This window comes from Amycolatopsis sp. lyj-112, assembly GCF_046549055.1.
GTDB lineage: Bacteria > Actinomycetota > Actinomycetes > Mycobacteriales > Pseudonocardiaceae > Amycolatopsis.
In genome coordinates, this window is record NZ_JAJPWS010000003.1 from 16,885 (window position 1) to 31,929 (window position 15,045).

13 protein-coding genes are annotated in these 15,045 nt (G+C 70.1%); 4 read left to right on the forward strand and 9 right to left on the reverse strand.

What is annotated here, in order from left to right; translation table 11 throughout:
• Positions 1–17: 17 nt before the first annotated feature.
• Positions 18–341, forward strand: a complete 324-nt coding sequence (locus ACLJRL_RS11945; RefSeq protein WP_410656191.1) for an MGMT family protein — start codon at positions 18–20, stop codon at positions 339–341.
• A 14-nt stretch (positions 342–355) separates the two neighbouring features.
• Complete coding sequence (locus ACLJRL_RS11950) at positions 356–1,180, forward strand: siderophore-interacting protein (protein WP_410656192.1); 825 nt, start codon at positions 356–358, stop codon at positions 1,178–1,180.
• Between the two features lie 86 nt (positions 1,181–1,266).
• Here the strand turns inward: ACLJRL_RS11950 and ACLJRL_RS11955 are convergent, their stop codons facing one another.
• Genes ACLJRL_RS11955 through ACLJRL_RS11965 form a run of 3 tightly spaced genes read right to left on the reverse strand, consistent with a single transcriptional unit; the run spans position 1,267 to position 4,387 of the window.
• Entirely contained in the window at positions 1,267–2,556 is a 1,290-nt protein-coding gene (locus ACLJRL_RS11955; RefSeq protein WP_410656193.1) for a sensor histidine kinase, read from the reverse strand.
• Between the two features lie 51 nt (positions 2,557–2,607).
• Entirely contained in the window at positions 2,608–3,417 is an 810-nt protein-coding gene (locus ACLJRL_RS11960) for a uroporphyrinogen-III synthase (RefSeq protein ID WP_410656194.1), read from the reverse strand.
• Complete coding sequence (locus tag ACLJRL_RS11965) at positions 3,410–4,387, reverse strand: helix-turn-helix transcriptional regulator (RefSeq protein ID WP_410656195.1); 978 nt, start codon at positions 4,385–4,387, stop codon at positions 3,410–3,412. The genes ACLJRL_RS11960 and ACLJRL_RS11965 overlap by 8 nt, the downstream gene beginning before the upstream one ends.
• 62 nt (positions 4,388–4,449) lie before the next feature.
• Here ACLJRL_RS11965 and ACLJRL_RS11970 point away from each other — a divergent pair, with 62 nt between their 5' ends.
• On the forward strand, positions 4,450–4,845 hold the full coding sequence (locus tag ACLJRL_RS11970; RefSeq protein ID WP_410656196.1) for a DUF3224 domain-containing protein: 396 nt from the start codon (positions 4,450–4,452) through the stop codon (positions 4,843–4,845).
• A 9-nt stretch (positions 4,846–4,854) separates the two neighbouring features.
• Entirely contained in the window at positions 4,855–5,988 is a 1,134-nt protein-coding gene (locus tag ACLJRL_RS11975) for a DNA glycosylase AlkZ-like family protein (RefSeq protein WP_410656197.1), read from the forward strand.
• A 77-nt stretch (positions 5,989–6,065) separates the two neighbouring features.
• On the opposite strand, the gene ACLJRL_RS11980 is transcribed toward ACLJRL_RS11975, so the two are convergent.
• The 6 genes from ACLJRL_RS11980 to ACLJRL_RS12005 are packed head-to-tail and all read right to left on the reverse strand — an operon-like array spanning position 6,066 to position 14,937.
• Complete coding sequence (locus ACLJRL_RS11980) at positions 6,066–7,169, reverse strand: uroporphyrinogen-III synthase (RefSeq protein WP_410656198.1); 1,104 nt, start codon at positions 7,167–7,169, stop codon at positions 6,066–6,068.
• Complete coding sequence (nirD, locus tag ACLJRL_RS11985) at positions 7,166–7,537, reverse strand: nitrite reductase small subunit NirD (protein ID WP_410656199.1); 372 nt, start codon at positions 7,535–7,537, stop codon at positions 7,166–7,168. The genes ACLJRL_RS11980 and nirD overlap by 4 nt, the downstream gene beginning before the upstream one ends.
• Positions 7,534–10,038 (reverse strand): nitrite reductase large subunit NirB, encoded by a 2,505-nt coding sequence (gene nirB / locus ACLJRL_RS11990; protein WP_410656200.1) that lies wholly within the window; start codon positions 10,036–10,038, stop codon positions 7,534–7,536. The genes nirD and nirB overlap by 4 nt, the downstream gene beginning before the upstream one ends.
• Complete coding sequence (locus ACLJRL_RS11995; RefSeq protein WP_410656201.1) at positions 10,038–11,396, reverse strand: nitrate/nitrite transporter; 1,359 nt, start codon at positions 11,394–11,396, stop codon at positions 10,038–10,040. The genes nirB and ACLJRL_RS11995 overlap by 1 nt, the downstream gene beginning before the upstream one ends.
• A 44-nt stretch (positions 11,397–11,440) precedes the next feature.
• The gene (locus tag ACLJRL_RS12000) at positions 11,441–12,868 is read right to left on the reverse strand and encodes an FAD-dependent oxidoreductase (protein ID WP_410656202.1); all 1,428 of its coding nucleotides are present in this window, start codon (positions 12,866–12,868) and stop codon (positions 11,441–11,443) included.
• Positions 12,865–14,937 carry a molybdopterin oxidoreductase family protein gene (locus tag ACLJRL_RS12005; RefSeq protein ID WP_410656203.1) on the reverse strand — a complete coding sequence of 691 codons (2,073 nt, stop codon included), beginning with the start codon at positions 14,935–14,937 and terminating at the stop codon, positions 12,865–12,867. The genes ACLJRL_RS12000 and ACLJRL_RS12005 overlap by 4 nt, the downstream gene beginning before the upstream one ends.
• Positions 14,938–15,045: the final 108 nt, after the last annotated feature.

Below are 15,045 nucleotides of genomic sequence, written 5' to 3' on the forward strand. Positions count from 1 at the left end.
CACGGCAAAGTGGTCCCATGGATGACGAACTGCACGAGCGGGTGCGCGAGGTCATCGCGAGCGTGCCCGCCGGCTCGGTCGCGACTTATGGGGATATAGCGGCGGTTTCGGGTGCGCCGTCGCCGCGGTTGATCGGGCGGATCCTCAGCGAGGACGGGCACGATCTGCCCTGGCACCGCATTCTGCGGGCCGACGGGACTCCGGCGCCACACCTGCTCGACGAACAGCTGGAACGGTTGCGCGAGGAAGGAGTGCCGGCCCACGGTCAGCGCATCGACCTGCGGAAATACCGGTGGCAGCGTGATCCCGGCGACGACGATGCCGCGGGCGGCCTCTTTTAGGTTAGCCTCGCCTAATGAGTTACATCGAGGCGAAGGTGGCGGGTGTCCGGAGGCTGACACCGCATATGAGCAGGGTGACCTTCTCGGGGGCGTCGCTGGAAGACCTGGCGCCCGACCAGTACGTGAAGGTGTTCTTCCCGCAGCCCGGCCAGTCCGAACCGGCCCTGCCCGCGCCGCTGGCCGGCGACGAGGTCCTGTCCTGGTACCGGACCTACCTCGCGATGCCCGACGACGTCCGCCCGCCGATGCGCACCTACACCGTGCGTTCGGTGCGGCAGCCCGCGCGGGAGATCGACGTCGACTTCGTGCTGCACGGCGACGACGGTCCCGCCTCGGCGTGGGCCTCGCGCGCCGCCGAGGGCGACCGGGTCGCGTTCCTCGGGCCGCACGGGCTCTACAACGTCCCCGAGGGGACCACCTGGCAACTGCTGATCGGCGACGAGACCGCGATCCCGGCGATCGGCGCGATCGTCGAAGCGCTGCCCGCCGGGACGCGAGCACTGGTCTACATCGAGATCAGTGATCGCGAAGACCGGCAGGTCTTCGAAACGCAGGGCACCGTCGAGCTGCACTGGGTGGTGCGCGGCTCGGCTGGCGTGGGTGAGGCGGTTCTCGAGGCCGTACGCAAGGCGGACCTGCCGGGCGGGACGCCGTACGCGTGGATTTCGGGCGAAGCGAACATGGTGAAGCTGGCGCGGCGACATCTCGTACGGGAACGCGGGATCGACAAGCGGGCGATCTGCTTCACGGGCTACTGGCGGCAAGGCTTGAGCGAAGAGGCCGTCGGACGCGAAGCTGTGCGACAGATGGACGCCGGCGAGGTGCCCGCCGAAGACTGACGCTCTCTGGGCTTGCGCCAAGTCCGTGAAGGCCTCCTTGAGGGACTCTGATTCCCTCAAGGAGGCCTTCACGGACCTTCAAAACCTCAGTGCGGCACCCAAAGGGTCACCCGGGTGCCCCGCCCCGGATGCGAGTCGATGGTTCCCCGCCCACCGACTTCGGCCAGCCGGGCCATGATCGACTGACTGATCCCGAATCCCGGCGGCCGGTCCAGCATGCTGAAGCCGGTCCCCTGATCCCGCGCGATGACCGCGATGCCGCCTTCGCGCTCTTCGACGCGAAGCACGACCTGATTCGTCCCGGCGTGCTTCACGGTGTTTCGCAGCGCTTCGCGGACGGCGTCGCGGATGGCGGTCCGGCGGGCCTGCGAGAGGCGGTAGTCCTCTTCGGTCTCGGCCGCCACCAGTTGGGTGCGGAGGCCGTCGCGGGCCATTTCGGTGGCGACTTCGGCGAGGTCCGCCGCGAGCCCACGGGCCGAAGGCGCGTCCGGGCCGGACAGTTCGCGCCGCAGTTCGGCCGCTTGCGCTCGCGCGGTCGCCCGCATCTCGGCGAGCCGTTGCGCGGACGCGGAGTCGTCGTCCGGCGCTTCCAGGCCCATCGCCTCGAGGGTCTGCAGCACACTGTCGTGCATCACCCGCTGAGTACGCAGCCGCTCGCTCGCCTGCCCGCGCCGCATCCCGATCCCGAGCGCGAACCGGGTGCCGACGCCGAGCAGGATCAGGATTCCCGCCGTGGTCACCATCGCCACGATCAGCGCGACCATGCACCCCACCGAACGGCTGACCGCGAGCGGGTGGTCGATCGGGAGCCCGCCCGCCCAGGTCAGGAACGCCCGGAACGGCACGGCCGCGATCAGCAGCAGGAACGCGGCGGGCAGCCCGAACGACAGCGTCCACAACGCCACCGTGCCGACCAGCCACGTCCACGCGACGTCGACGGCGAACGGTTGGATCGCGGTCGGCGCCGTCGCGGCGACGAACGTGGTGAACACCAGGCCCACGGCGAGGTCGGCGTACATCAGCCGCCCGGACGTCTTCGCCCGGATCCCGCGCCCTCGCACCACCCACATGACCGCGAAGACGTTCAGCAGCACCGCCAAGATCGTCGTGCTCAGCACCGGGACGATCCCGGCCGAGCCGTTCGCGACGAGGAAACCGATGTACACCTTGGGAAACGCGGCCACGCGGTAGAAGATCGGGCCGAGCGCGGAGTAGCGGATCGCGCGCATCAGCAGGGAATCGCCGGCGTCCTCGCGGTAGCGCCAGTCGGGAATGGAATCGGGGTCGGGCGCTTCGTCGGACGGGCCCGCGCCCAGCACCGACGATCCCTTTCGCAACAGCGCGCGCACGAAGGTGACCGACTGCGACCCGGACATCCGCCGCCCTCCCGTGCGTCCACCCGAGCCTGGCAAAGCGGACTAGCCGCGTCAAGACTGCCGAATGCTCAGTTCCGCGACGAGCAGCTTCACCAAGGCGCCGAGTCGTTGACGTTCGGGCTGGACGGTCGGGACGCCTTCCGCTTCGAGCGGCGCCGCCGTCACCGGGCCGACGCACGCGCACAGCACCGGCCCCCGCAGCGCGGCAAGGAGTTCCTCGCGACGCGAGCCCGCGAGGGTGAGCAGGTTCGTCGCGGCGGGCGCGCTGGTGAACGCGAGCGCGGCCACCCGCCCCTCGACGACTCCGTCGACGAGGGTGTGCACCGGTTCGACGTTCTCCGGCGAAAGCCAGCGATACGGCTGAGCTTCGACGACGTCCGCGCCTGCGTCCCGCAGCAGCCCGGTCAGTTCGGGCAGCAGGGTGCCGTGCAGCTGGACCGCGACCCGCGCGCCGCCGACGCCCGCGTCGCGCAGCCCTTCGAACAGTCCGGCGTTGCTCTCTTCCGGCGCGGAGAACTCCTCGCGCAGGCCGACACCACGCACGGCACCGGCCGCTTTCGGCCCGCGCACGAAGATCCGCGACGCGCTCAGCCGTTCCAGCAGCGGTTCGTGCAGGCCCCAGCCCTCCGCGGCCGACAGCCAGCCGCGGAACCCGGCGCCGGTCGTCACCGCGGTGAACCCGACCGGTCCGGCCAGCACGGCGTCCGTCGCCCGGCGCAGTTCGGTGTCGTCGGGCAGCGGGACGATGCGGATGGTGGGCGCGTGCAGCACCGTCGCGCCGTTCCGCTCGAGCGCGGCGATGAAGTCGTCGGCCCGCCTCTCCGCGGTGATCCCGATCGTGATGCCGCTGAGGTCAGCCATAACGCGCGCCCATCTTCCTGATCTCCTCCGCCAGCCGCTCGCGCAGGTCCGGCGGTTCGAGCACTTCGAGGTTCCCGCCGAACCGCAGCAGCTCGCCGACGGCCGATTCGCCCGGCTCCACCGGGAGTTCCATCTTCAGCCAGCCGTCCTCGTCCGGCTCGGCGCCGCCGTCGACCGCTTCCCGCAACGCCCGCGCTCCGACGGCGCCCAGATAGAACGGTAGGAGCATGCGGGCGAACTCGTTCAGCCGGACCACCGCCACGCGCGAGTACATCCGCTGCTCGAACTGCTCCGACCACTCCTGCCAGTAGCGCGCGAGGTCGAAGTCGGACGGCCGTTCGAAGGATTCGCCGAGGTCTTCGAGTTCCTCGATCCGGGAGATGCGGTAGGTCCGGTCGGACCCGTCGCAACGCGCCGCGAGGTACCAGTTGCCCGCCTTGAGGATCAGGCCCAGCGGGTCGAGCACCCGGTCGACCTTGCGCTGCCCCCACCGTTCGTAGCGGACCTTGATGCGCCTCCCGTGCCAGACCGCGTCGGCGAGCTCCGCCAGCCTGGGCAGGCTCTCGATCCCGCGGTGCCAGCCCGGAACGTCCAGAAAGAACCGTTCGGAGACCTTGCTCGCCCCGTCACGCAGTTCCGCGGGCAGCGCCGCGTGCAGTTTGAGCTGCGCGGCGGCGAGGACGGTGCCCAGCCCGAGTTCGGCGGCCGCACCCGGCAGCCCGGCCAGCGAAAGCGATTGCGCCTCTTCCTCGGTCAGCCCGGTCAGCCGCGTGCGATAGCCGTCGACCAGCTGATATCCGCCCGAACGGCCACGATCGGCGTACACCGGCACGCCGGCGGCCGACAGGGCCTCGACGTCGCGGTAAACCGTCCGGACGGACACCTCCAGCTCCGTCGCCAGCTCCTCCGCCGTCATCCGGCCGCGGTTCTGCAGCAGGAGGAGGACCGACAGAAGCCTGCTAGCGCGCATGGAACCAGTATCCCCGAAATACCTGACATGATCTGACAGGTTTGACTGACAGGGTGACTCCCATGAACACCTTCGCCATGAAGAACTGGGACGAAAACATCGTCAGCGGCACCGACGGCGGCCCCAGGGTCGCTTATGCGCACGCCACGCTCGCCTACAGCGGCCTGATCGACGGTGAATCGGTCATCGACTACCTGCTGTACTACGCGGGCGAGGGCTACGACGGCGGCGGGACGACCGCGCCGGGCCTCGAACGCATCGAAGGCACTGTGGACGGACGTAAGGGAAGCTTCGTGGTCAAGCACGACACCGGGTTCGACGCGAAGGGCATCTCGTCGACGTTCACCGTGGTCGAGGGCTCCGGAACGGGTGAACTCGCCGGGATCACCGGCACCGGCACCACCACGGGCGTCCTCGGCGAGCCGACGATGTCCTACACGTTCGAATATTCGGTTTAGGGAGGCGACGTGCTCGAGGTCGATCGCGAGCAGGTGCTGGCGTACCGGATCGCGGCGCACGGGCTGCACCGCGAGGAGACGGACGCGGCCGCGGCGGCGGTGTTCGACCTCGGCCTGCAGGATTCCCAGCGCGACACCGCGCTGCTGGGCCTGGCCGCCCGGCTCGACGGCGACGTGCGGCCGGCCGTCTGGGACGACCCGCGGTTCGTGCTCGCCTGGACGCACCGCGGCGCGCCGCATTTCCACCGCCGCGCGGAACTGGACGCGGTCCGGGCGGCTCTCGTGCCGCTCGACGAGAAGGACGCGATGGCCCGGATCCTCTGGCAGCGCAAGCAGGTCGAGGATGCGGGAATGTCCGCGAAGGACGCTCTGTTCACCGCGGCGAAGGCGATCCGCAAGGTCGTCACCGGCGTGCAGACCAAGGGCACGGTGAGCGGCGCGGTGACGAAGCTGATCCCCGACGGCCTTTCGTACGCCTGCCGCGGCTGCGGTGTCGTGCACATCTACGAGCAGTTGATGCGGGTGGCGTCGATCCACGCCGGGGTCCGGCTGGAGGCGGGTGCGACCCCGGCGACGCTGGCACCACTGGAACCGGCTCCCTCTAAAAAAGGCAACGCCATGAAGACCTCGCCGGACGCGAAGGCGGCCACCCGCGTGGTCGAGGGCTATCTGCGGATCAACGGTCCCGCCGCGCCGGGCGACGCGGCCGCGTACGTCGGGACGACGCGCACCGGCGTCGACGCGATGTGGCCGGGCAACCTGGTGGAGGTCCGCGTCGACGGCAAGAAGGCCTTCCTGCCGGAGGACCGCCTGTCGTTGCTGGAGAACCCGCCGGAGCCGGACGTGGTCCGGTTGCTGCCGCCGCTGGACCCGTTCGTGCAAGCGCGGGACCGGACCGTGGTGGTGCCGGACAAGGCGCGGCAGAAGGAAGTCTGGAAGATCCTCGGCAGTCCTGGTGCGCTGCTGGCCGACGGCGAGATCGCCGGGGTGTGGCGGGCCAAGGCGAGCGGCAAGAAGCGGCTGGACTTCACCGTCACCGCCTTCGACACCCCGCGCCCGGCCGTGCGGAAGGCCGCCGAAGAGGAAGCGGCCCGCGTCGCCGCCACCCGCGAATTCCCGGACCACCGCGTTTCCTGGTCCTGACCCGACCCCCGCAATTCGTCCTCTAGTTGCGGTAGTTGTACGTGCAAGTACCGCAACTAGAGGACGAAACGCGGGGCTCACGGGTCGACGGCCAGCCGATATCCGCGCTTGACCACGGTCTGGACGAGTTTCGGGGCCCCCAGCGAACTCCGCAGGCGTCCGATGGCGGTCTCGACGGCGTGTTCCTCGCCGCCACCGGGCAGCGCGGCGATCAACTCGCGCCGCGAGATCACCCGGCCCGGCGTCTGGGCGAGTGCCCGCAGCAGGGCCATCGGCGCGGGCGCGACGTCACACCATTGCCCGTCGACCAGCGCCGCCTGCCCCCGCAGTTCGATACTCCGCCCGCCCGCGGTCAGCTGCGGCGAACGAGCCTCGAGCGCCTCCGACACGGTCCGCGCCAAGGCGCCGAGCCGCGACCGTGCGGGCTGCACCGTCGGGATACCGATCGCGGCGAGCGGGCCCGCGGTGATCGGCCCGACGCAGGCCACCACGACCCGCTTTTCCAGTGCCTGCACGATTCCCGGCAGCCGTCCGGTCCGTTTCGCCACGGCCAGCAGGGACGCGACGGCGGGCGCGCTGGTGAACGGCAGCGCGTCCACCGCGCCGTCGAGCACCGCGTCCAGCAGCCGGTCCAGCGGCCCGGGATCGGTGGGGCCGACCCAGCGGTACACCGGGACCTCGATCACCTCCGCACCGGCCGAGCGGAGACTGTCCACAAAGTACGGAAGCGGCTCCCCGTGCAACTGCACCGCGATCCGTTGACCGTCCACACCGGAATCAAGCAGGTGCTGCAGTACCTCCGCGTTGCTCTCCGAACCGGGCGAGTAGTCCTCCGAGAGCCCGGCCGCGCGGAGGGCTCCGGTGGCCTTCGGGCCGCGCGCGAGCAGCGACGCCCCGCTCAGCCGGTCCAGCAGGTCCTCCCCCAGTCCCCAGCCTTCGGCCGCCTCGATCCAGCCGCGGAACCCGATCCCGGTCGTCGCGACGACGGCGTCGACGCGGTCTTCCAGCAGGCGCATGGTCGCCGAACGCAGCTCCGTGTCGTCGGCGAGCGGCACGATCCTGATCGCCGGGCCGTAGCGCACGGTCGCACCCTTACGCACGAACAGCGCGCCGAGCTCGTCAGCTCGTCGCGCCGCCGTGATACCGATGACGAATCCCGCCAGGGGAGGGACTTCTGTCACGGTGAGTCCACCGGAGCCTCCACCTCCACAGCCTCCACCTCCAAGATCCCCCCGGTGACCCGGACCCGGTACACCTCGACCGAGACACCCTCGGCGTCGAGGCATGCGCCGGTCCGAAGGTCGAAACGTTCCTTGTACAACGGCGAAGCCACCACGGGGACACCGCCGGCGTCGCCGACGATGCCTCGCGAAAGCACGGCCGCGCCGCTCGCCGGGTCCATATTGGACAGCGCATACCACCGGTCGCCGGGAAGCCGGAAGATCGCCACCTGCGCGCCGCTGTCGAGCAGGGCGGCGACACCGGACCATTCGGGTACCGCACCCGCCGCGCAGATCGCGGTCCAGGTGCGCTCGATCGAAGTCGTCACCGTTTCACCTCCGGGATGCCCAGCAGCACGGGAACCTTCTGCTCGCGTTCGGTCCGGAACGAGATCGTCGGGTCCGGCGTGCCCGGCGCGTTGACGAACGAGCTGAACCGCGCCAGCTTCTCCGGATCCTCCAGCACGCCGCGCCATTCGTCGGCGTAGTCCCCGACGTGCTTGGCCATCGCCGCGTCGAGGTCCTCGCAGATGCCGAGCTTGTCGTCGACGATCACCGCGCGCAGATGGTCGAGACCGCCCTCCATCTCCTCGACCCACGGCGCGGTGCGCTGCAGCCGGTCGGCCGTGCGGACGTAGAACATCAGGAACCGGTCGATGGTGCGGAGCAGGGTCTCGGTGTCCACTTCGGACACGAGAAGGTCCGCGTGCCGCGGGGTCGCGCCACCGTTCCCGCCGACGTAGAGGTTCCACCCCTTGTCGGTGGCGATGACGCCGAAGTCCTTGCTCCGCGCCTCCGCGCATTCCCGCGCGCAACCCGAGACCGCGGACTTCAGCTTGTGCGGCGAACGCAGGCCCCGGTACCGCAGTTCCAGTTCGATCGCGAGCCCGACGCTGTCCTGCACGCCGTACCGGCACCAGGTCGAACCGACGCAGGACTTGACCGTACGCAACGACTTCCCGTACGCGTGGCCTGATTCGAACCCCGCATCGACGAGTCGCCGCCAGATCAGCGGAAGCTGGTCCACGGTGGCGCCGAACAGGTCGATCCGCTGTCCGCCGGTGATCTTGGTGTACAGCCCGAAGTCCATCCCGACCTGAGCGATGACCATGAGCTTCTCCGGCGTGATCTCGCCGCCGGGGATCCGCGGCACCACCGAATAGGTCCCGTTGCGCTGGAGGTTCGCGAGGAACTTGTCGTTGGTGTCCTGCAGGGTCGCCTGTTCACCGGCCAGGATATGCCCGTTGCCCAGCGTGGCCAGGATCGACGCGATCGCGGGTTTGCAGAGGGCGCAACCGGTTCCGGTACCGTAGCGGTCGATCATCTCGCTGAACGTGCTGATCCGGGTGGCCTGCAGGATCTGGAACAGCTCCGCGCGAGACTGCGGGAAGTGTTCGCACAGCGCTTTCGACTGCTCGACACCGCAAGCCGTCAGCAGCTTGCCGAGCAGCGGGACACACGATCCGCACGCCGTCCCGGCGCGGGTGCAGCCCTTGATCTTCGCGACCGAATCGCAGCCCTGTTCGGTGATCGCGTGGGTGATGGCACCCTTGGAAACCGCGTTGCACGAACAGATCTGCGCGGCGTCGGGCAGCGCGTCGACGCCGACGGCGGCACCACCACCGGTCGGGGCGAGGATCGCGCCCGGCTCGGCAGGCAGCGGCCTGCCGACCATCGCGCGCAACGTGTTGAACTCGCTCGCGTCGCCGACCAGCACACCGCCGAGCAACGTCGTCGAGTCGTCCGAGATCACGAGTTTCTTGTAGGTCCCGGCGACAGCGTCGTTGAACGCGACTTCCAGCGCGCCCTCGGTGGCCGCGTGCGCGTCACCGAAGCTGGCTACGTCGACGCCCATGAGCTTGAGCTTCGTCGACATGTCCGGCTCGGGGAACGTCCCCTCGCCACCGGTCAGCTGCGCGGCGACGACCTCCGCCATCGCATACCCGGGTGCGACGATGCCGTACACCTTTCCCGCCACGGCGGCACATTCACCGATCGCGAACACTCCCCGGTCGGACGTCCGGCAGGACTCGTCGACAAGGATGCCGCCCCGCGCGCCGACCTCCAGCCCGGACGACCGCGCGAGATCGTCGCGCGGCCGGATCCCGGCGGAGAACACGACCAGGTCGACGTCGAGTTCGGTGCCGTTGCCGAGCCGCGCGATGTAGCGCTCGCCGTCCGGCTCGATGGCGTCGGTCGACGTTCCCGTGTGGACGGTCACGTCGAGTTCGGCGATCAGCCGCCGCAGCAGACCACCGCCGCACTCGTCGACCTGCAGCGGCATCAGGCGCGGTGCCATCTCGACGACGTGCGGCGAAAGCCCCATGTCCCGCAACGCCTTCGCGGCTTCGAGCCCGAGCAGACCGCCACCGATGACGACCGCCGAACGACGTCCACGCCCGGGCCGCTGAGCGGCTTCCCGGATGTTGTCGAGGTCTTCGATGGTCCGGTAGACGAAGCAGCCCGGAAGATCGTGACCGGGCACCGGCGGGACGAACGGCCGCGACCCGGTCGCGAGGACCAGCGCGTCGTAGGGCTGCTCGTGGCCGGACTCGGTGACGACGACCTTGCGGTCCCGGTCCACCGAGGTCACCGCGTCGCCGAGCCGCAGTTCGACCTGCGAGTCACCGGCGTAGTCGGCTCCCTCCAACGCGAGGGAAGCCGGATCCCAAGTGTCCACATAGGACGTCAGTGCGACGCGGTCGTAGGCGGGCCTCGCCTCCTCGGCGAGGACCACCACCTCCCACTCGCCTGCCTTGTCCGCCGCGCGCACCGCTTCCACGAGCCGGTGCGCGACCATGCCATGTCCCGCGACGACGAGTTTCCGCATCAGACCTCCGCTCCGGCGAGCGCCAGACCTCGGGTGCTCGCCACCTCCGCCTGCTGTTTGCGCAGATACACCGCCCACGTGACGGCGAAGCAAAGCCCGTAGAAGACCAGGAAGGCGATGAACGCCGGTACGCCGCTCTTGGTGTCCGCGAACGACTGGCGGAAGGCCAGGTTGATGAACAACCCGCCCAGCGCCCCGATCGCCCCGGCCAGCCCGATCAACGCGCCGGAGAGCTTGCGCGCCTTCAGCATTTCCAGCGCCTCATCGGCGCCTTCGCTGATCGCGACCTTCGCCTTGGCGCGGAAGATCGCCGGGATCATCTTGTACGTCGAACCGTTGCCGACCCCGGTCAGCACGAACAGCACGATGAACGCGACGGTGAACAGCGCCAGCGAGTTCGACGACGACGCCAGGATCAGCACCACGGTGGCCACGGCCATCCCGACGAACGTCGCGAAGGTGACCTTGCCCCCGCCGATCCGGTCGGACAGCCAGCCGCCCGCCGGACGGGCGAAGGAACCGAGCAGCGGCCCGAGGAACGTCACCGCGGCCGCCTGCAGCGGGGTACGGCCGAACTGGTTCTGCAGCACCAGGCCGAAAGCGAAGCTGTAGCCGATGAACGAACCGAACGTGCCGACGTAGAGGAACGACATCACCCACGTGTGCGGGTCCTTGACGACCTCGCGCATCGCCTTGGTGTCGCCCTTCATCGACGACAGGTTGTCCATGTAGAAGTACGCGCACACGGCCGCGACCACGATGAGCGGGATGTAGATGGCGAGCACCAGCCGCGGCGCGGTCGCGCCGACGGTGCCGATGACCAGCAGGCCGACCAGCTGGACCGCCGCCACACCGAGGTTTCCGCCGCCCGCGTTGAGCCCGAGCGCCCAGCCCTTGTGCTTCTCGGGGTAGAAGGCGTTGATGTTGGTCATCGACGACGCGAAGTTCCCGCCGCCGACCCCGCCGAGCGCGGCGATCAGCAGGAACGTGGAGAGCGAGGTGCCCGGCTGCATCACGATCGCCGCCAGGATGGTGGGCGCCAGCAGCAGCAACGCGCTGACGATCGTCCAGTTCCGGCCGCCGAACCGCGCCACCGCGAAGGTGTACAGCGGGCGCATGAACGCCCCGATCACCGTCGGCGTCGAAACCAGCAGGAACTTGTCGGCGGGCGAGAACCCGTACTGCGGCCCCATGAACAGGACCATGACCGACCACAGTGTCCAGACCGAGAAGCCGATGTGCTCGGCCAGGATGGAGAACCAGAGGTTCCGCCGGGCCACCTGCTTGCCGGACTCCTCCCAGAACTGCTCGTTCTCCGGATCCCAGTGCTCGATCCAGCGCTTTCCACGAGCGGTCATGTGGGCCTCCTTGGTGGGCGTCGTTCGGGTCTGTGTGAGCCGGATCATTGGGCGGCCAGCCATTTCGCGACGCCGCCGACGGCGTCTTTGCAGCCACCGCAACCGGTTGTCGCGCGGGTCGCTCCGGCGAGGGCGGGGATGTCGGTGGCGCCGGCTCGCCAGGCTTCGACGAGCCGCCCCTTGGTCACCGCGTTGCAGCGGCAGATGACCGCCGACGCGGGCAGGTCGCCCGGGCTCGCCGCGGACGGCGCCCCGGCGGGCAGCGCGCGGCCGAGCAGGACGGCGAGCCGGTCTTCGGGTACCGGCGTGCCCCGGTCGTAGAACTGCGTGATCATCGCGGCCGCGTCGGGCAGGCCGAGCAGGATCGCGCCGGCAACCCGGTTTTCGCGGACGACGAGCTTGCCGTAGCGGCAGCCCGCCGGGTCGCTGAAGGTGAGCACCTCGGCGGTCGGATCGTCGGCGCCGGTCATCGTCTCGCCGAGCGCGGTGAGGTCGATGCCGCGCGCCTTGAGCCGGGTCACCGGCTGGGTGCCGTGATAGCGCGACGCCGCTTTGGTCCCGGTGACCAGATCCGCGACGACGGCCGCCTGCTCCCACGCGGGCTGTACCAGGCCGCCGAACGCGCCGGGATGCCGCGCGCAGTCACCGATCGCGTGGATCCGGCCGTCGCTGGTGCGCAGCAGATCGTCGACGACGATGCCGCCGTCGACGGTCAATCCGGCGTCCACGGCCAGTTTCGTCTCGGGCCGGACACCGGTCGAGACGACGATGAGGTCCGCGGGCACATGCGTTCCGTCGTCGAGTTTGAGCCCGTCGCCGCTGACGTAACGCGCCGCGCCGACACCGAGCCGGAAGCCGACGCCGAGTTCTTCGAGCTTCCTGGTCAGCACGCGCGCGGCGTCCGCGTCGAGCTGACGTTCCATGATGTGCGGCATCGGGTGCACGACGGTGACGAGATTCCCGCGCCCCGCAAGGCCTCGCGCGGCTTCCAGGCCGAGCAGCCCGCCGCCGAGGACGGCGACCGGGGCGCCCAGTTTCGCGGCGTCGAGGATACGCGCGCAGTCGTCGAGCGTGCGGAACGCGACGACGTCCGGGCCGGGTTCGAGACCTTCGACCGGCGGCATCCACGGGTTGGCGCCGGTGGCGAGCACCAGCGCGTCGTAGTCCACAGTGGACCCGTCGTCGAGGTGGACCCGCCTCGCGGTGCGGTCGATCGACGTCGCGGCGACCCCGCGTCGCAGGTCGGCACCGGTGCGGGACGACCATTCGTCGTCGTGGAGGCGGACGACCTCGGGCCGCATGGTCCCGGCGACCACGGACGAGAGCAGCACCCGGTTGTAGGCGGTGTGCGCCTCCGCGCCGACGATCGTGATCCGCACGCGTTCGCCGTCCGGGTCACGGCGCTGGATGTCGTCCGCGAGCCGCGCGCCCGCCATCCCGTATCCGGCGATGACCACCGACCGGGGGCTCACGCGGCGTCCTCGGCCGGGCCGAGCGCGACCGCGCACACCTTGAACTCCGGCATCCGGCTCGTCGGGTCGAGTGCCGGGTTGGTCAGCAGGTTCGCCCGGCCCTTACCGGGAAAGTGGAACGGCAGGAACACCAGATCCGGGCGCAGCGAAGACACGCACCGCACCCGCGCCAGGGTCTCGCCGCGCCGGGACCGCACGAGCGCGAGTTCCCCGTCGGCCAGCCCCGCCCGGGCGGCGGTGTCCGGGTGAACTTCCACGAAGGCCTCCCCTACGACGTCGTTCAGCTCCTTGACGAGCCGGGTCTGTGCCCCGGACTGGTAGTGCTGCAGGACCCGGCCCGTGGTGGCCTGCAAGGGGAATTCGTCGTCGGGCAGTTCGGCCGGGCCGACGTGGTCCACCGGCACGAACCGCGCGCGGCCGTCCGGGTGAGCGAAGGAGTCGAGGAACATCCGGGGCGTGCCGGGATGCGTTTCCGCCGTCACCGGCCAGTACAGGGCCTCACCTGCCCGCAGCCGGTCGTAGGTGACGCCGGAGTAGTCGGCGACGCCGCCCTTGGACGCCTGGCGGAGTTCGGTGAAGACGGTCTCGGCGTCGTCGGGGAACCGCCCGTCGGGCTGGCCGAGCCGCCGGGCCAGTTCCGAAAGCACGTACAGATCGGTCCTTGCGCCGGACGGCGGGTCGATCGCCTTGCGGCGCAAGAGGATCCGGCCTTCGAGGTTCGTCATCGTGCCGTCCTCTTCCGCCCACTGCGTGACCGGCAGGACGACGTCCGCCATCGCCGCCGTCTCCGACAGCACGAGGTCCGAAACCACCAGGAAGTCCAAAGAGGACACCTTGTCCTGGATTCTTCCCGCTCCGGGCGCCGAAACGACGAGGTTGCTGCCGAACACCATCAGCGCGCTCGGACCGTCGTCCGTGCCCAATGCCTCCAGGAGCTCGACGGCCGAACGGCCCGGCCCCGGCAGGGATTCCGCCGGCACGCCCCACACTCCGGCGACGTACTCGCGCGCCGCGGGGTCGTCGATCTTGCGGTAGCCGGGAAGCTGGTCGGCCTTCTGGCCGTGTTCGCGGCCGCCCTGGCCGTTGCCCTGTCCGGTCAGGCAGCCGAATCCGGAGCCCTCACGTCCCGGGAGGCCGAGCGCGAGCGAGAGATTGATCCACGCGTTCACCATCGCCGTTCCGTTGGCGTGCTGTTCGGTACCGCGCGCGGTGAGGATGTAGGCGTTGCGGGCGGCGGCGAGTTTCGCGGCGGCCTTGCGCTGGTCGGCGGCGGAGACCCCGGTGATCTGCTCGACGCGCTCCGGCCACCAGGCCGCGACCGAACGCCACAGCTGCTCGAAACCACTGGTTCGCTTGTCCACATAGGACTGATCGAGCAGGCCGTCGGCGACGACCGCGTGCAGGATCCCTTGCGCGAGAGCGAGATCGGTACCGGGTGCGGGCGCGAGGTGCAGCCCGGCGAGTTCGGCGGTCGGCGTGCGGCGCGGGTCGACGACGATCAGGTCCGAGCCCCGCAGGTGCTGGGTGAACGGCGGCATCGTCTCGGCCGGGTTCGCGCCGATCAGGAGGACGGCGTCGGCGGCGGCGAGGTCCGTCACCGGGAACGGCATCCCGCGATCGGCGCCGAACGCCTTGATCCCGGCGGCGGCCGCGGAGGACATACAGAACCGGCCGTTGTAGTCGATCTGCGAGGTGCCCAGTGCGACCCGGGCGAACTTCCCCAGCAGGTAGGCCTTCTCGTTGGTCAGCCCGCCGCCGCCGAAGACGGCGACCGAGTCGGCGCCCTTGGCCGCCCGGATTTCGGTGAGCCGCCGCGCGACGAGGTCGAGCGCCTCACCCCAGCCGGCGGGGCGGAGTTCGCCGTCGACGCGGATCAGCGGCGTCGTCAGGCGGGATGGCGAGGTGAGCAACTCCCCCGACGTCCAGCCCTTCTGGCACAGGCCGCCGGCGTTGACCGGGAAGTCGCGCGGGGTGACGCGGGTGCCGTCGAGGCTCATCCCGCACTGCAGGGCGCAGTACGGGCAGTGCGTGTCCACCGCGCGGGTGGTGACGAGAGCGGCAAGCGGCACGGGCACCTCCTCCAGGCTTCGATTGCGCTTGAAGGTAGGGAGGCCGTGTTACCTGAAAACTCCTGAATGTTTCAGGCGTTTGACATTGCCTGCCGTCGGCGAAGGTCA